The sequence below is a fragment of the Amycolatopsis australiensis genome, assembly GCF_900119165.1.
GTDB classification, from domain to species: domain Bacteria; phylum Actinomycetota; class Actinomycetes; order Mycobacteriales; family Pseudonocardiaceae; genus Amycolatopsis; species Amycolatopsis australiensis.
This window is the reverse complement of record NZ_FPJG01000006.1, coordinates 5795383-5811730: the sequence shown is the minus strand read 5'-3', so window position 1 is coordinate 5811730 and position 16348 is coordinate 5795383. Positions and strand designations below refer to the sequence as shown.

Sequence of the window (16348 nt, the reverse complement as noted above, 5' to 3'; positions counted from 1 at the left end):
GTGCTGAGATGCACAAGTCCCAGGCGGGCGCGCTGGCCGCGGTCGCGGCGCTGGACGAGCCGACGCGCCGGCGGCTGTACGAGTTCGTCGTCCGCCACCCGGAACCGGTCAGCCGCGACGACGTCGCCTCGGCGCTCGGCGTGCCGCGCGCGACGGTCGCGTTCCACCTCGACCGCCTGGTCGAGGAGCGGCTGCTCGTGGCGGAGTACGAGCGCCGCAGCGGCCGCACGGGCCCGGGCGCGGGCCGCCCGGCCAAGCTCTACCGCCGGTCGGACCGGCAGGTGAGCGTCTCGCTGCCGGAACGGCAGTACGAGCTGGCGGGGCAGCTGCTGGCGTCCGCGATCGAGGAGGCCGACGAGACGGGCGGCGCACCGCGGGAAATCCTCGGCCGCCGGGCCCGCGAACACGGGGCGCAGCTGGCCGCGGGCACGAACGACGTCGTCGGCACGCTCGAAGAGCACGGGTTCGAGCCGCGGGCCGAGGGAGACGCGGTGGTGCTGGGGAACTGCCCGTTCCAGCGGCTGGCGCGGACCCACACGCGGCTGGTGTGCGAGATGAACCTCGGCCTGGTCGCGGGCATGCTCGACGGCGCGGGTGACTGCCGGCTGCGTGCCCGCCTGGACCCGCGGCCCGGGTCCTGCTGCGTGCGCCTGACGCCGGCCTGACCCCGGCGCGACCGGCTTCGCGCGAACACCGGGCGGGTTCGCGGGCAACAGCCGGGTATGCGCCGACGAAACGCGATGCTGCTGGCCGGGGCGTGCGCCGCGGCCGTGGTGACGACACTCGCCGTGGCGGCGGCGGTCCGGCCGCCCGCCGTCCCGTCCCGCCCGGCGGTCACGGCCACGCCGCCGGTGACGACGAGCGTCGCCACGACGGCGACATCGGCGCCGCCGGAGACCCGGTGGACGTCGCCCGGCGCGTCCCGGAGGTCCTGAACGCGCTCTGCACGCGACTCGGCCCGGCCCGGGTCCGCCGCTGCCGTCCGGTTCGGCGGTACGGTCTCGGAGGTGGTGTCACGGCGCGGAACGGAGGGGGCCAGGGTGGTGGACCGGGCGAAGCCGGGGGAGCAGGCCAGGACGTCGGCGCCGGGGCCGCGGCAGCCGAGCCTGGCCGACGTCGCCGGCATGGCCGGGGTGTCGCACATGACCGTCTCGCGCGTGGTCAACGAGAGCGGGCCGGTGCGCCCGGAAACCCGCGAGCGGGTCCTCGCCGCGGTGCACAAGCTCGGCTACCGGCCCAACACGGCCGCGCGGACGCTGGTCACCGGCCGGTCGGGCACGCTCGGCGTGGTCGCCCTGGAGTCGAACCTCTACGGGCCCGCGAGCACCCTGTACGGCATCGAGAACGCGGCGCGCGAGGCCGGGTACGGCGTCGCGATCTGCAGCGTCACCCGCCCGGGACGGACGTCGATCGGCGACGCGGTGGAGAGCCTGCGGCGCCAGGCGGTCGAAGGGATCGTCGTGATCGCCCCGCACGTCACGGCCGGCCGGGCGCTGGCCGCGGTCCCGGGCGACATCCCGGTGGTGGCGGTCGGCGGCGGCGAGTCGGCGCCGGTGCCGGTGATCTCGGTCGACCAGTACGACGGCGCCCGGCGCGTCACCGAGCACCTGCTCGCCCTCGGCCACCGCACGGTCTGGCACGTCGCGGGACCGGAGGACTGGCTGGAGGCCCGCGACCGCGAACGCGGCTGGCGCGAGACCCTGGAGCGGCGCGGCCTTCGCGTCCCGGCGGTGGTGCGCGGCGACTGGAGCCCGCGCTCGGGTTACGAGGCCGGCCGGGCGCTGGCCGGGAAGCGCGGGCTCAAGGCGGTGTTCTCGGCCAACGACCAGATGGCACTGGGCCTGCTGCGCGCGTTCACCGAGGCGGGGATCCGGGTCCCGGAGGACGTCCACGTGGCCGGCTTCGACGACGTCCCGGAGGCGGCGTACTTCAACCCGCCGCTGACGACGGTCCGCCAGGACTTCATCGAGGTCGGCCGCAGGACGTTCGGGTTGCTGGAGGACCGCATGGCCGGCGGCGACGCCCGGACCCGGCATCTGGTGCCCGCGGAGCTGATCGTGCGGGAGAGCACCGGACCCCGCTGAACCGTGCCAGGTGGACAGTGGCCGGACAGAAAACCGCTTTGTTAACGCTAACACGTCGTCCGCACTGATCCATCCCGGTGTTGTATCTTGACCGCTTCTGTGTGATCGGCAAAGGATCGTGTTCGGTTCTGGTCCCCGCCGTCCCGGAGGTCCCCGCATGCGTGCCGTCGTCCGGACCCTGCTCGTCGCCGTGCTGGCCCTCGTCGGGGTGACCGTCCCGCCGGCCACCGCCGCGCCGCCGGCGCCCCCGGGGCACACCGTCACCTACGACGGCTACTCCTTCCTCGTCGACGGCCAGCGCACCTACCTCTGGTCCGGCGAGTTCCACTCCTACCGCCTGCCCAGCCAGGACCTGTGGCTCGACATCTTCCAGAAGATGAAGGCGGCCGGCTTCAACGCGACCTCGCTCTACTTCGACTGGGGCTACCACTCGCCGCGCCAAGGCGTCTACGACTTCAGCGGCATCCGGGATCTCGACAAGCTCCTCGACATGGCCCAGCAGGCCGGGCTCTACGTCATCGCGCGGCCCGGGCCGTACATCAACGCCGAGGTCGACGGCGGTGGCTTCCCGACCTGGCTGTCCACCACGCCCGGCCACACCCGCAGCGCCGACCCGGTCTACCTGAAGTACTCCGACGAGTGGCAGACGCAGATCGACCGGATCATCGCCCGCCACCAGCTCACCGACGGCACCGGCAGCGTCCTGGCCTACCAGGTCGAGAACGAGTACTACAACGGCAACGCCGACGGCCGCGCCTACATGAAGCACCTCGAGGACAAGGCCCGTGCCGACGGCATCACCGTTCCCCTGGTGGGCAACAACAACGGCACCTTCAACGCCGGTGAGGCCGCCCTCGACGTCGACGCCGCCGACTCCTACCCGCAGGGCTTCGACTGCTCGAACCCGGCCAAGTGGAACGGCGTGCCCGACATCAGCTACGACCACGTCCCCGGCAAGCCGCTGATCACCGCCGAGTTCCAGGGCGGTGCCTTCGACCCGTGGGGCGGCCCCGGCTACGGGAAGTGCGCGCAGCTGATCAACGACCAGTTCGCGAACGTCTTCTACAAGCAGAACATCGCGGTCGGCGCCACCGGCCAGAACTTCTACATGCTGCACGGCGGCACGTCGTGGGGCTGGAGCGCGATCCCGCAGAACTACACCTCCTACGACTACGGCGCCGCGATCACCGAGGGCCGCCAGTTCGACCCGAAGTACGCCGAAGACAAGCTGATCGGCTACTTCACCCAGTCCGTCGCGCCGCTGACCAAGACCGACGGCCTGGCCGCGGCGCCGCTGACCGACCCCGCGCTCACCGACACCGCCCGGATCAACCCCGACACGCGCACCCAGTTCCACACCCTGCGCCACACCGACTCGACGTCCACCGCCACGAACACCACGAGCCTCGCGCTCGACCTGGCCGCGCACGCCGGCTACACCTACGACGACCGGGCCGCCGAGGTCGGCTACACCGGCACCTGGAGCCACGTCGGGCCCGAGGTGAACTACACCGGCGGCGACTACCAGCACACCGAATCGTTCTCCGAGGCGACCGGCGACAGCGTCAGCATTCCCTTCACCGGCACCGGAATCCGGTGGGTCACGTCGAAGGACGGCAACCACGGCATCGCCGACGTCTACCTCGACGACGCGAAGGTCAGCACCGTCGACCTCTACGCGTCGAGCAAGCAGAACCAGGTCACCGGCTACGAGGTACGCGGCCTGCCCGCCGGCGCGCACACGCTGAAGATCGTCGTGACGGGCCAGAAGAACCCGCAGGCGACCGGGACGTTCGTCGTCGTGGACGCCGTCGACCTGCTCTCCGGCAGCACCGACTTCTACCCGGTCGTGCCGCAGCAGCCCGGCACCGGGATCACGCTGAACGGCCGCCAGTCGAAGATCGTCGTCGCCGGCTACGACCTCGGGCAGACCCGGATGCAGTACTCGACATCGGAGATCATGACCAGCGCGGCCATCGGCGGCCGCGACGTCGCGGTCCTCTACGGCGACCAGGGCGGGCCGGGTGAGACCGTCCTGCGGTTCGCGAAGCAGCCGTCGGTGCAGGTGCTCGGCGGCACCGCGACGTCCACCTGGGACGCCGCCCGCGGTGACCTGCGCCTGAACTACACCCACGACGGCCTGACCCGCGTGCTGGTCACCGTGCCCGGCGCGCGGCCGCTGCTCCTGCTGCTCGCGGACAAGGCGACCGCGGCGACGTTCTGGCGCCAGGACACCGCGGCGGGCCCGGTGCTGGTCCGCGGCACCCACCTCGTGCGGACCGCGGCCGACCAGTACGGCACCCTCGCCCTGACCGGCGACACCGGCACAGACGGCGCCTTCGAGGTCTTCGCCGCCGAAAAGACGGTGTCCTGGAACGGTTTCCGCGTCGCGACGCAGCCGACGCCGAGCGGCAGCCGCACCGGCACGGCACCGGCGGCCCAGCCGGTCACCCTGCCCGCGCTGACCGGGTGGAAGCACCAGCAGGAGTCTCCGGAGAGCCGGCCAGGCTTCGACGACTCGGCGTGGCCGGTGGCCGACAAGGACACCACCAACAGCTCGACGGCGCTCGGCACGAAACCGGTGCTCTTCGCCGACGACTACGGGTTCCACACCGGCAACACGTGGTACCGCGGCCGGTTCACCGGCGACGGCAAGCAGACCGGTATCACGCTGTCGAGCCAGAGCGGCGGCCCCGCCGGCGCGTTCTCGGCGTGGCTCAACGGCGTTTTCCTCGGCAGCTCGAAGGATCCGCAGCACACGTTCGGCTTCCCGGCCGGGGCCCTGCGCCAGGGCGAGAACGAGATCTCGGTGCTGACCGTGAACATGGGCCACGAGGAGGATTACGGCGCCGGCAACGGCAACAAGGCCGCCCGCGGCCTCACCTCGGCCCGGCTCACCGGCACCCCGCTGACGTCGGTGACCTGGCGGCTGCAGGGCGTGCGCGGCGGCGAGACCGGCCTCGACCCCGTCCGCGGCCCGCTCAACACCGGCGGCCTGTACGGCGAGCGCGCCGGCTGGTCGCTGCCCGGCTTCCCGGACGGGCGCTGGACGCCGGTCTCGCTGCCGGCGAAGGACCCGGCCCCGGGTGTTTCGTGGTACCGGACGTCGGCGGATCTGGATCTGCCCCACGGCCAGGACACCTCGCTGGGCCTGACGATCACCGACGACCCCGGCCGGCAGTACCGGGCGCTGATCTTCGTCAACGGCTGGCAGCTCGGCCAGTACGTCAACTACCTCGGTCCGCAGCACAGCTTCCCGATCCCGAACGGCATCCTGAACCCGAACGGCCACAACACGATCGCCGTCGCGGTGTGGAACCTCGACGGCAGCACCGGCGGCCTCGGCAAGATCGCCTGGACCAACTACGGCAGCTACCGCTCGCCGCTGACCGTCCGGCAGAACGTCTCGCCCGGCTACGACCCGGTGCGGTACGCCATGCCGGCGGCACCGGCCGCGAGCGTCTCCCTGACCGCGCCGGACACGGTGACGGGCGGGCAGCGGTTCACCGCTTCGGCGACCGTGCGGGTTCCCGCGGACGCGCCGCCGGCGTTCGACGTCAAGCCGTCGCTGACCGTGCCGGCCGGGTGGACGGCCGGGGCGGCGTCGCCGCCTTCGGTGGCCCGGATCGACAGCGGCTCGTCGGTGACGTTCACCTGGCCGGTCACCGCCGCGTCCACAGTGGACACCGCGGCGCTGAAGGTTTCGGTGGCCTACCGGCAGGCCGGGCACCCCGGTTCGGTCGCGGACGAGCGGATCGTCGGAGCGGTGCCGCCGGCGCCGCCCGCCGGCCAGGTCGCGGTCAGCTCCCTGCCGTTCCTCACGGCGACGAACGGCTGGGGCCCGGTCGAGCGCGACACGAGTAACGGCGAAGCGGCCGCCGGCGACGGAAAGCCGATGACGATCGGCGGGGTGCCGTACGCGAAGGGCCTCGGCGTCCACGCGGCGAGCGACGTCCAGCTCTACCTGGCGGCCGCCTGCACGCGCCTCACGGCTTCGGTCGGCGTCGACGGCGAGACCGGCACCGGCGGCAGTGTCAGCTTCAGCGTCTCGGCGGACGGCACGACCAAGGTGACGACTCCCGTGGTCCGGGGCGGCCAGGCGGCCGTGCCGATCGACGTCGACGTCACCGGCGCCCAGGTGCTGGACCTGCTGGTCTCCGACGGCGGCGACGGCAACGGCAACGACCACGCGGACTGGGCGCTGCCGACGCTGACCTGCGCTACGCCGCCCGCCGGGTGATCTCCGGGACGGTCCGGACGACGAACGTCGCCCGGACCTCCCGGCGCTCCCGCCACAGGTGGTACAGCGCCAGGCCGAAGACGACCGAGCCGACGACGTTCGCGACGAAGTGCCACCACACGCGGTAGGTCGTCAGGCCCGGGCCCGGGCCGACCAGGCCGAAGAACGTCGACAGCCCGACCGCACGCGACCCGAACGCCACCGACAGCGTCAGGACCAGGTGCTCGAGCCCGTGCAGGCCCTGCATCCAGACGCCCATCCGCGCCCAGCGCCGGGCCCGCGTCCGCACGGCGTGGCGGGTGATCACCATGACCCCGGCCAGCCCGGCGAGGAAGATGAAGTTGCCGGTGAGGTGCAGCAGCTCCATCCCGAACGTCGGACGGCCGGGCAGGGCCAGCTGCAGGCCGTTCGCCAGGCCGGTGCCCCACGGCGTCATCCAGGCCGGGGAGTTCGGGTGACCGAGCCAGTACCCGGCCTGGGCGATGTGCTCCTGGACGTGCCCGAGCTGGCCGAGCACGCCGAGGCCGATCACCGCGGCCGAGCCGCGGTACACCCACGGCCGCACCGGCCCGCGGGCCGCGTACGCCAGGACGGCGACCGCCGCCCACATCGCGAGGGCCCACAGCACCAGCAGCACCGCTCCCGCGACGTCCCAGCCCGACGTCGTCGCCATCGGCATGGTCATGGCCGCCTCCCGTCCGCGTCGGGCTCAGGTTAGGCCGGAACCGGCCGCCGGGACGTCTCCTCGCGTGCGCCCGGAACCGGACAAACCGTTACAGCACAATGGGTTCCGTTCAGGACAGGACGAGCCGGACGGCGATGGCGGTGATCACCGCGCTCGACAGCAGCGTCGTCACCAGGCGGCCGCGCGGTCCGGTGAGGACGCGGCCGAGGAGGGCGCCGCCGCCGGCCAGGAGCGCTTGCCAGCTCGCCGACGCGGTGAACGCGGCGAGCACGAACGCGGCCTGCTCGGGCACCGACACCGCCGCGCCCGCGCGGCCGCCGACGACCAGGGCGGCGAAGTAGACGACCGTCGCCGGGTTCACCAGCGTCACGCCGAGCAAGCCGGCATAGGCGCGTCCGGGCGGGAGCGGGGTCACCGGCCGGGCCGTGGCGTCGCGGTGGGAACGCAACGCCGACACCGCGCCGCGGACGGCCAGCAGCACGAGGATCCCCGCCGAGACCAGGCGCAACGGGACGGCGACGGGGGCCACCACGCCCGCGGCCGCCGCACCGCCGAGCACCGCGACCAGCGCATACACGCCGTCGGCCGTGGCGACACCCAACGCCGCCGCCAAGCCGGTCCGCAGCGACGTGCGGGCGGTGAGCGCGACGAGGTAGGCCCCGACGGCGCCGACCGGGATGGCGATGCCGTAGCCGGCCACCAGGCCGGCGAGCAGCGCGCCGGTCACGGTGCCGTGGCGCCCGAGCCCCGCGGACGCCCTGGCTGCTGCCGGACCGGCGCGGTGGTCGCGGCGACGGTCGGCAGGAGCGGGGTGCGGGGTGCGATCATGCGCCGATGGTGTCGCCGGCCGGGTCGCGGCGGCAACCGGATTTCCAGCCGGTGCGCGCCGGACGGCTGTGCTTGAATCGGCCGGAGGCAGCCGCCGGCGCGAGAAAGGGCTTTCACCATGCGGGTCGACCTGAGCGGCAAGACGGCCCTGGTCACCGGGTCCACGCAGGGGATCGGCGCGGCCATCGCGGCCGGGCTCGCGGCCGCCGGCGCGCGGGTCGCGATCAACGGCCGCAGCGACACCGGCGTCCGCACCGCCATCGCGAGGCTCGCGCAGGATCTGCCGGACGCCGACTTCCTGCCCGCGCCCGGCGACGTCTCCGACGAGGCCGGCGCCGCCCAGGTCGTCGAAGAGGTGCCCGACGCCGACATCCTCGTCAACAACCTCGGCATCTTCGGCGCCCGCGAGCCGCTTGCCATCACCGACGCCGAATGGCGGCGCTACTTCGAAGTCAACGTCCTCGCCGCGGTGCGGCTGACCCGCGCCTACCTGCCCGGCATGGCCGACCGCGGCTGGGGCCGGATCCAGTACATCGCCAGCGACTCGGCGGTCGTGATCCCGGCCGAGATGATCCACTACGGAGTGTCGAAGACGGCGCTGCTCGGGGTCTCGCGCGGGTTCGCCAAGCACGCGGCCGGCACCGGCGTGACGGTGAACGCCGTCATCGCCGGGCCGACGCACACCGGTGGCGTCGAGGATTTCGTCTACGAGCTGGTGGACCGGGACCTGCCGTGGGCGGAGGCGCAGCGCGAGTTCATGCGGAAGCACCGGCCGCAGTCGCTGCTGCAGCGGCTGATCGAGCCCGAGGAGATCGCGCACCTGGTGGTGTACCTGAGTTCCCCGTTCGCCTCGGCGACCACGGGCGCGGCGGTGCGGGTCGACGGCGGGTACGTCGACTCCATCGTGCCCTGACGCCCGGGCCGCCTCACGGCGTCACCGGGATGTTGGTCAGGCCCGACCTGGCGTTCGTCACCGTGTTGGACGCGTACACCACGTTGGGGTTCGCCGCGCACTTCGACACCGAGCTGATCTTGATCGCGTAGGCGCCGACGCCGCCGAGGTCGGACTTGTTGCCGCGCCAGACATTGCCGCAGCCGTTGCCGAACGACGGGGTCGTGCTCGGGTTGTGGTTCTCGTAGCCGTTGGCGAACGTGCCCGGCGCGGCGAACGTGCCGGTGTTGTCTTCGATCGTGTAGCCGATGCCCTTGACGTCGATCCAGGAGTCGGCCGAGTTCTCACCGGAGATGCCGCGGCCGTCGAAGGTGTTGCCGCGGATCACGCCGGCGAAGGTGCCTTCCTTGACGTCGATCGCCTCGGCCGCGACGAACGGCCCGATGTGGTTGTGCAGCACCTGGATCCGGTCGCCGCGGTCGGCGCCGCCGGAGTTGCCGTGGCAGCCCCAGTTGGAGTTCGCCGAGCCGAGGTAGACGCCTTCGCCGTAGCCCGGCTGGACCAGCCCGGTGTAGCTGATCGACGAGTTCTCGAGCACGCTGTCGGCCGACGAACGGCGGAAGTGGATCGCCTCTTCGTCGACGTGGTCGACGGTCACGCCGTCGATGACCGTGTGCGGCGAAGCGTCCACGACGATGCCCTTCTTCGAGTCCCGCACGGTGAAACCGGTCAAGTGCCAGTACGGCGCGCCGAAGAGCCACAGGCCGTAGCCCGGATCCCAGCCTGCGGTGGGCACCGGGCAGTCGGGGGCGTCGCCGGACGGCCCGTCGTTGACCAGGACGGCGTCCGCGGGCCCGGACAGCGTGATCGGCCGGTCGGCGGTGCCGGCCTTCGTCGTGCCGAACGAGCCGCGGTAGGTCCCGGCGGCGAGCTGGATCGTCCGGCCGGGCACCGCGTTGGCGAGCGCGCTCTGCAGCTGGGCGGCCGTCGAGACGGTGACGACGTCGCCGGTGGCGACGGTGAAGCCGAAGCTCGCGGCAGCGGCGGAAACGGTGACGGCGACGCGGAAGAGCGCGCGCCGGAGCGGATTGCGTGGGGACACCGATGGCCTCCGGAAAAGGCGACAGCGGAGGTGTTGCGGCGTACACCCGGACCTCCTTGTTATAGGCCACCGCCCTGACCTGCGTCAATGCGCTGAACGGTGGCCACGTATGTGAACGCCACACTTTCCGGTGACCGGGAGCTGAACGGGTGCGCGACGGGGAATCTTGATCATCGTCAACCCCTGTCACCAGGGGAAACCGAGAGGAGGACACCATGAGGAAGATCCGCATCGCCGCCGCCGCGGCCGCGCTCGCGACCGTCGCCGCCGTCGCCACGGCTGTCCCGGCCTCGGCCGACCCGGTTCCGGGCAGCTCGACGCAGTTCTACGCCTACTGCGCGGTCGACCTGCTCGGGGTGCCGATCGCGTGCACCCAGACCGACGCGGCCCACGCGTCGCACATCTGCCAGTACCTCGCCACGCCGCTGGGCCTCGCCCTCGACTGCATCCAGCGCTCGGCGTGAGGCGCCCGGAAGTACCCGGTGGTCCGGACCATCGGGTACCCGGCGCACATCCTCCGGTCGCGTAGCCCGCCGCGCCGGGACGAAATCGCGACATTTCCGGTGCAGACCTGTCGAACAACGCCGACGGACCGGCGATCTTCCCCGGACACAGTGTCCGGTGTGCGCAGCCGCAGCGCACCCGGCACCCGGAGGAGAGCATGGTCCGTACCCGCATCCCACCCGTCGCGGGCGGGGTGGCCGCCGTCGTCGCGGTGGCCCTCGCCGTGGCCTGCTGGGTCGTCTTCCCGCCGTCGGTCGACGGGACCGCGAGCCCCGCCCGGCCGTCCGTCGACCTGCCGCTGCCGTGGCCCGCCGAAGGCCAGGCCAGCGCCGAGGTGCTCGGGCTCGGCTCGCTCGGCAGCCGCGGGGAGCAGGAGCCGGTGCCGATCGCCAGCGTCACGAAGGTGATGACCGCCTACGTGGTGCTCAAGGACCACCCGCTCGCCGGCGGCGAAGCAGGCCCGCGGATCGTCGTCGACGAGCAGGCCGAAACCGAGGCGGCGGCCCCGGACGAGTCGACCGTGCCGCTGCGCGCCGGGCAGCGGATCAGCGAACGGGACCTGCTGGCGCTGATGCTCGTCCCGTCCGGCAACAACGTCGCCCGCCTGCTCGCGCGCTGGGACGCCGGCAGCCAGGAGGCGTTCGTCGCGAAGATGAACCGCGAGGCCGCGGCGCTCGGCATGACCAGCACCACCTACACCGGCGCGAGCGGCGTCGAGGACTCGACCACCAGCACCGCCACCGACCAGCTCCGGCTGGCGCGCGAAGTGATGAAGAACGACGTGATCCGCGCGATCGTGGCCACCCCGTCGCTGCGCGTCGACGGCGTGCCGGGCACGGTCGTCAACACGAACACCCTCCTCGGCCGCCACGGCGTGATCGGGCTGAAGACCGGTTCGTCGACCGCGGCCGGCGGCGCCCTGATGTGGGCCGCGCAGGCCCGCGGCGGCGCGCTGATCCTCGGTGTCGTCCTGCACCAGAATCCCGGCGGCAGCCCGGGCGCCGGTTTGCGGGCGGCGCTGGAGAACAGCGAGAAGCTCATCGCCGGGATCCAGCGTGAACTGCCGGCGGCGACGCGATGACCGTGACGCTCGCCCCGAAATCCGTGCCGGACCGCGGATCCTGGCGCCGCGGCCGGGTCGTCGCGGTGTTTTCCGCGCTGACGGCGGTGCTCCTGCTCGCGCACTCCCTGGTGCCCAACGCCGTGGGCAACGCGGGCAGCCTGCTGGAAACGTTCCTGCCGTGGACCGGGCTGCTCCTGGTCCCGTTGTTCGTGGCGGCCCTGATCCGGCGCTCGGCGCTCGCCCTCGTTTCGCTGCTGCTGCCGGCACTGGTGTGGGGCGGGTTCTTCGGTGGCAGGCTGTTCGACCGGACCGCGGACGGCGGCGACTTCACGGTCGTTTCGCACAACGTCAACGACGAGAACCCGGACCCGGCGGGCACCGCGCGCGCACTGGCCGCCACCGGCGCGCAGGTGATCGCCCTGGAGGAGCTGAAGAAGCCCGAGGTGCCGAAGTACGAAGACGCCTTGGCGGCGGGGTATCCGCACCACGTGGTACGCGGCACGGTCGGGGTGTGGAGCACGTTCCCGCTCCACGGCACCGAACCGCTGGAGATCATGCCGTGGACCCGCGCGCTGCGGACCACAGTGGACACTCCGAAGGGCCCGGTGGCGCTGTTCGTGGCGCACCTGCCTTCGGTGCGCGTCCGGCTCGACGGGGGCTTCACGGCCGACGGCCGCGACGAGGCGATCGGCCTGCTCGCCGGTGAGCTGGCCGCCACGCCGTCGCCGCGGACGGTGCTCGTGGGCGACTTCAACGGCACGGCCGACGACCGCGCGCTGGGCCCGATCACCGCGCGGATGCGGTCCGTGCAGGAAGCGGCCGGGGACGGGTTCGGGTTCAGCTGGCCCGCCGCGCTGCCGCTGGCGCGGATCGACCAGATCTTCGTCGCGGGGGTGCGGCCCGTGGCGGCGTGGACGTTGCCGGCGACGGCGAGTGACCACCTGCCGGTGGCGGCGTCGCTGGCCCTGTGACGGGCCGCCGCCGACGTGTGGTAACGCTGCTTCGGAACCGGCGAACATGCCCCTTGAACACCGCCGCCTGCGGCAGCCGGTGAATAACTCACGGCCTTTCCCGCAGGTCGGGCCGTGCTGGCGGCCGTCGCGGGCCGTCCGGCTCACGTGACTAGACCGTTACGCGAGCCGGACTTGACCGCGGGGGTGTTATCGCTAACACTGACTCCTCGCCGTCACCGGAACAGGTGACGTGGACCACGACGAGGTGTGCGAAAGGGGATGCCGGTGGCCGAACGACCCCGCTCCGGCGGCCCCGTCAGGGTGACCGCGGCCGGTACGCGGCAGCCCAGCCTGACCGACGTCGCCGGCGTGGCCGGCGTGTCCCACATGACCGTCTCCCGGGTGATCAACGGGACCGGCCCGGTGCGTCCCGAGACCCGCGCCCGGGTGCTCGCCGCCATCGAGGAACTGGGCTACCGCCCCAACTCTGCGGCCCGCGCGCTGGTCACCGGGCGGACCGGCACGCTCGGCGTCGTCGCGCTCGAGTCCAATCTGTACGGTCCCGCCAGCACGCTGTACGGCATCGAGAACGCCGCCCGCGAAGCCGGGTACGCGATCACGATCTCCAGCGTCAGCCGTCCGGGCCGGTCTTCGATCGCCGACGCGGTGGAGAACCTGCGCCGCCAGGCCGTCGAAGGCATCATCGTCATCGCCCCGCACGTCAGCGCGGGCCGCGCACTGGAGGCCGCACCCGCGGACTTCCCGGTCGTGGCGGTCGGCGGCGGGGAGACCGCGCCGGTCCCGGTCATCTCCGTCGACCAGCGCGACGGCGCCCGCCGCGCCACCGAGCACCTCCTGGCGCTGGGGCACCGGACCGTCTGGCACGTCGCCGGGCCCGAGGACTGGCTGGAAGCCCGCGACCGGGAGGCGGGCTGGCGGGAAACCCTGGAACGCCACGGCGCGAACGTGCCGCCGGTGATCCGCGGCGACTGGAGCTCGCGCTCCGGCTACGAGGCGGGGCGATCCTTCGCCAAGCAGCAGGACCTGGACGCCGTCTTCGCCGGCAACGACCAGATGGCGCTCGGCCTGCTGCGCGCGTTCGCCGAAGCCGGCATCTCGGTGCCGCGGGACGTGCGCGTCGCGGGCTTCGACGACGTACCCGAGGCGGCGTACTTCACGCCGCCGCTGACCACGGTGCGCCAGGACTTCATCGAAGTCGGCAGGCGCACGTTCGGCCTGCTGGCCGGGCGCATGGACGGGGGCGACCGGCACGCGCGCGCCCTGGTCGTGCCCGAGCTGATCGTGCGGGAGAGCACCGGCCCGCGTTAGCGGGACGCACGCGCGCGAACCCGGAAGACCAGCTCCGAATGTTAACGCTAACAAATTTGATCACCGTCGATCGAGGAGTGAACGTGCTGAAGAAGCGATGGGCCGCCGCGGCGGCCGCGGCGGCCGGACTGGTGCTGCTCACCGCCTGTGGGAGCGGGGGTTCCTCCGGCGGCTCCGGCGGGGCGATCACGCTCGGCTTCGCCCAGGTGGGCGCCGAAAGCGGGTGGCGGACGGCGAACACCAAGTCGATCCAGGACTCGGCCAAGGCCGCGGGGATCGAGCTGAAGTTCTCCGACGCGCAGCAGAAGCAGGAGAACCAGATCTCCGCGATCCGCTCCTACATCCAGCAGAAGGTCAAGGTGATCGCCTTCTCGCCGGTGGTCGAGTCCGGCTGGGACACCGTGCTCAAGGAGGCGAAGAACGCCAACATCCCGGTCATCCTCACCGACCGGGCGATCGACTCGCCGGACAAGTCGCTGTACAAGACCTTCCTCGGCTCGGACTTCGTCGCCGAAGGCAAGAAGGCGGGGGAGTGGCTGACCAAGGAGTTCGCGAGCGCCACCGGCCAGGTCAACATCGTCGAGCTGCAGGGCACCACCGGCTCGGCCCCGGCCAACGACCGCAAGAAGGGCTTCGCGGACGTCATCGCGGCGGACCCGAAGTACAAGATCGTCGCGTCGCAGACCGGTGAGTTCACCCGCGCCAAGGGCAAGGAGGTCATGGAGGCCTTCCTGAAGTCCCAGCCCAAGATCGACGTCCTGTACGCGCACAACGACGACATGGCCCTCGGCGCCATCGAGGCCATCGAAGCCGCGGGCAAGGTCCCGGGCAAGGACATCAAGATCGTCTCGGTCGACGGCGTCCACGACGCGCTGCAGGCACTGGCCGACGGCAAGATCAACCACGTCGTCGAGTGCAACCCGCTGCTCGGCCCGCAGCTGATGGACCTGGTCAAGAAGGTCGCCGCGGGCGAGCAGGTGCCCGCCCGCATCGAGACCAAGGAAACCGAGTTCGACCAGGCGTCGGCCAAGGCCGCCCTGCCGCAGCGCCAGTACTGACCATCGCCCGTGGGTCGTGCGTGGGAAACCGGGTCAGAACACTGTTTCCCGCTCACGACCCCCGCGCCCACCCCGGAGCACGCAATGCCTGAACCGCAGCCCATGGTGCGGATGAGCGGTATCCGCAAGCAGTTCCCCGGCGTCCTCGCCCTGGACGACGTCGCGTTCCGGATGTTCCCCGGCGAGGTGCACGCCCTGATGGGCGAGAACGGCGCCGGGAAATCCACCCTCATCAAGGTGCTGACCGGCGTCTACGGGGTGGACGCGGGCACGATCGAGCTGAACGGCGAGCCGGTCGCCTTCAGCGGGCCCGGCTCGGCCCAGCAGGCCGGCATCAGCACGGTCTACCAGGAAGTCAACCTCTGCCCGAACCTGTCCGTGGCGGAGAACGTCTGCCTCGGCCGCGAACCCCGCCGCTTCGGCCGCATCCAGTGGGGGCCGATGCGGCGGCGGGCCGAGGAGCTCCTCGCCCGGCTCGACGTCCACGTCGACGTCTCGGCCGAGCTCGGCAGCTGCTCGATCGCCGTGCAGCAGCTGGTCGCGATCGCCCGCGCGCTCGACGTCGACGCGCGCGTGCTGGTGCTGGACGAACCGACCTCCAGTTTGGACACCGGCGAAGTCGAGCAGCTGCTGAAAGTCGTGCGGTCCCTGCGCGACGAGGGCATGGCGATCCTGTTCGTCTCCCACTTCATCGACCAGGTCTTCGCCGTCGCCGACCGGATGACCGTGCTGCGCAACGGGAAACTGATCGGCGAGTACCGCACCGCCGACATCACCCCGGTCGAGCTGGTCACCCGGATGATCGGCAAGGAGCTGCAGGTCCTGGAGGACCTGGAGGACTCCGGGCCCAGCCGGGCCGAGGTCGCCGGCGCGCCGGTGCTGCTGGCCGCCGAGAACCTCGGCCGCAAGGGCGGTGTCGAGCCGTTCGACCTCGCCATCCACGCCGGCGAGGTCGTCGGCCTGGCCGGGCTGCTCGGCTCCGGGCGCACCGAGCTCGCCCGGCTGCTCTTCGGCGCCGACCACGCCGACAGCGGGTCGGTCCGGATCGACGGGCAGGCCACCGCCCTGCGCACCCCGCGCGCCGGGCTCGACCACCGGATCGCGTTCCTGTCGGAGAACCGCAAGTCCGAGGGACTGGTCGAAGAGCTGACCGTGCGCGAGAACATCGTGCTGGCGCTCCAGGCGTCCCGCGGCTGGGCGCGTCCGCTGTCGCGCCGCCGCCAGGACGAGATCGCCGAGAAGTACATCAAGGCGCTCGACATCCGGCCCGCCGACCCCGAGGCGCTGGTGGGCAACCTTTCCGGCGGCAACCAGCAGAAGGTGCTGCTGGCCCGCTGGCTCATCACCGAGCCGCGGCTGCTGATCCTCGACGAGCCGACCCGCGGCATCGACATCGGCGCCAAGACGGAGATCCAGCGCCTGGTCACGCAGCTCTCGGGCGAAGGCATGGCCGTGCTGTTCATCTCCGCCGAGCTGGAAGAGGTCCTGCGGCTGAGCCACCGCGTCGTCGTGCTCCGCGACCGGAAGGTCGTGGCGGAACGGGACAACCAGGGGCTCACCGCCGACGACGTCATGGCCACGATGGCCGAGGGGGTGCAGGCGTGAAAGGC

14 protein-coding genes are annotated in these 16348 nt (G+C 72.3%); 11 read left to right on the top strand and 3 right to left on the bottom strand.

What is annotated here, in order from left to right:
- Window positions 1-8: 8 nt before the first annotated feature.
- The 4 genes from BT341_RS28400 to BT341_RS28385 all read left to right on the top strand — a co-directional run bounded on the left by BT341_RS28400 (window position 9) and on the right by BT341_RS28385 (window position 6324).
- Window positions 9-665, top strand: coding sequence for a helix-turn-helix transcriptional regulator (locus BT341_RS28400; RefSeq protein ID WP_072479191.1), 657 nt, complete (start codon window positions 9-11; stop codon window positions 663-665).
- A 57-nt stretch (window positions 666-722) separates the two neighbouring features.
- The gene (locus BT341_RS28395; protein ID WP_143168664.1) at window positions 723-935 is read left to right on the top strand and encodes a hypothetical protein; all 213 of its coding nucleotides are present in this window, start codon (window positions 723-725) and stop codon (window positions 933-935) included.
- A 105-nt stretch (window positions 936-1040) separates the two neighbouring features.
- The gene (locus tag BT341_RS28390; RefSeq protein ID WP_072479189.1) at window positions 1041-2084 is read left to right on the top strand and encodes a LacI family DNA-binding transcriptional regulator; all 1044 of its coding nucleotides are present in this window, start codon (window positions 1041-1043) and stop codon (window positions 2082-2084) included.
- Window positions 2085-2241: 157 nt separating this feature from the next.
- Window positions 2242-6324: a beta-galactosidase gene (locus BT341_RS28385; RefSeq protein ID WP_072479188.1), complete on the top strand. Its 4083-nt coding sequence runs from the start codon at window positions 2242-2244 to the stop codon at window positions 6322-6324.
- On the opposite strand, the gene BT341_RS28380 is transcribed toward BT341_RS28385, so the two are convergent.
- Entirely contained in the window at window positions 6305-7009 is a 705-nt protein-coding gene (locus BT341_RS28380; protein WP_072479187.1) for a DUF6008 family protein, read from the bottom strand. The two genes, BT341_RS28385 and BT341_RS28380, sit on opposite strands and share 20 nt — an antisense overlap.
- Window positions 7010-7118: 109 nt before the next feature.
- A complete protein-coding gene (locus tag BT341_RS28375) occupies window positions 7119-7736 on the bottom strand; it encodes a LysE/ArgO family amino acid transporter (protein WP_072479186.1) in 618 nt (205 codons plus the stop codon).
- Between the two features lie 219 nt (window positions 7737-7955).
- Between BT341_RS28375 and BT341_RS28370 the strand changes: the two genes are divergently transcribed.
- A complete protein-coding gene (locus BT341_RS28370) occupies window positions 7956-8750 on the top strand; it encodes an SDR family NAD(P)-dependent oxidoreductase (protein ID WP_072479185.1) in 795 nt (264 codons plus the stop codon).
- Between the two features lie 13 nt (window positions 8751-8763).
- Here the strand turns inward: BT341_RS28370 and BT341_RS28365 are convergent, their stop codons facing one another.
- Complete coding sequence (locus BT341_RS28365) at window positions 8764-9831, bottom strand: right-handed parallel beta-helix repeat-containing protein (protein ID WP_072479184.1); 1068 nt, start codon at window positions 9829-9831, stop codon at window positions 8764-8766.
- Window positions 9832-10046: 215 nt separating this feature from the next.
- Here BT341_RS28365 and BT341_RS28360 point away from each other — a divergent pair, with 215 nt between their 5' ends.
- From BT341_RS28360 to BT341_RS28335, 6 genes are all read left to right on the top strand, one after another.
- Window positions 10047-10295: a hypothetical protein gene (locus BT341_RS28360; RefSeq protein ID WP_072479183.1), complete on the top strand. Its 249-nt coding sequence runs from the start codon at window positions 10047-10049 to the stop codon at window positions 10293-10295.
- A gap of 197 nt (window positions 10296-10492) precedes the next feature.
- Entirely contained in the window at window positions 10493-11416 is a 924-nt protein-coding gene (locus tag BT341_RS28355; RefSeq protein ID WP_072479182.1) for a D-alanyl-D-alanine carboxypeptidase family protein, read from the top strand.
- Complete coding sequence (locus BT341_RS28350; protein WP_072479181.1) at window positions 11413-12369, top strand: endonuclease/exonuclease/phosphatase family protein; 957 nt, start codon at window positions 11413-11415, stop codon at window positions 12367-12369. Before BT341_RS28355 ends, BT341_RS28350 begins: the two co-directional genes overlap by 4 nt.
- Window positions 12370-12636: 267 nt before the next feature.
- Entirely contained in the window at window positions 12637-13680 is a 1044-nt protein-coding gene (locus BT341_RS28345; RefSeq protein ID WP_072482225.1) for a LacI family DNA-binding transcriptional regulator, read from the top strand.
- A 38-nt stretch (window positions 13681-13718) separates the two neighbouring features.
- Window positions 13719-14738 carry an ABC transporter substrate-binding protein gene (locus BT341_RS28340; protein WP_425426402.1) on the top strand — a complete coding sequence of 340 codons (1020 nt, stop codon included), beginning with the start codon at window positions 13719-13721 and terminating at the stop codon, window positions 14736-14738.
- 102 nt (window positions 14739-14840) lie between these two features.
- Window positions 14841-16343, top strand: coding sequence for a sugar ABC transporter ATP-binding protein (locus tag BT341_RS28335; RefSeq protein ID WP_072479179.1), 1503 nt, complete (start codon window positions 14841-14843; stop codon window positions 16341-16343).
- Window positions 16344-16348 lie beyond the last annotated feature (5 nt).

What these genes read in the sequence shown, in the direction of transcription:
- BT341_RS28380 (WP_072479187.1), bottom strand. Translation starts at nt 7,009, where the DNA reads ATGACCATGCCGATGGCGACGACGTCGGGCTGGGACGTCGCGGGAGCG.
- BT341_RS28350 (WP_072479181.1), top strand. Translation starts at nt 11,413, where the DNA reads ATGACCGTGACGCTCGCCCCGAAATCCGTGCCGGACCGCGGATCCTGG.
- BT341_RS28385 (WP_072479188.1), top strand. Translation starts at nt 2,242, where the DNA reads ATGCGTGCCGTCGTCCGGACCCTGCTCGTCGCCGTGCTGGCCCTCGTC.
- BT341_RS28360 (WP_072479183.1), top strand. Translation starts at nt 10,047, where the DNA reads ATGAGGAAGATCCGCATCGCCGCCGCCGCGGCCGCGCTCGCGACCGTC.
- BT341_RS28340 (WP_425426402.1), top strand. Translation starts at nt 13,719, where the DNA reads ATGTTAACGCTAACAAATTTGATCACCGTCGATCGAGGAGTGAACGTG.
- BT341_RS28335 (WP_072479179.1), top strand. Translation starts at nt 14,841, where the DNA reads ATGGTGCGGATGAGCGGTATCCGCAAGCAGTTCCCCGGCGTCCTCGCC.
- BT341_RS28370 (WP_072479185.1), top strand. Translation starts at nt 7,956, where the DNA reads ATGCGGGTCGACCTGAGCGGCAAGACGGCCCTGGTCACCGGGTCCACG.
- BT341_RS28355 (WP_072479182.1), top strand. Translation starts at nt 10,493, where the DNA reads ATGGTCCGTACCCGCATCCCACCCGTCGCGGGCGGGGTGGCCGCCGTC.
- BT341_RS28400 (WP_072479191.1), top strand. Translation starts at nt 9, where the DNA reads ATGCACAAGTCCCAGGCGGGCGCGCTGGCCGCGGTCGCGGCGCTGGAC.
- BT341_RS28395 (WP_143168664.1), top strand. Translation starts at nt 723, where the DNA reads ATGCGCCGACGAAACGCGATGCTGCTGGCCGGGGCGTGCGCCGCGGCC.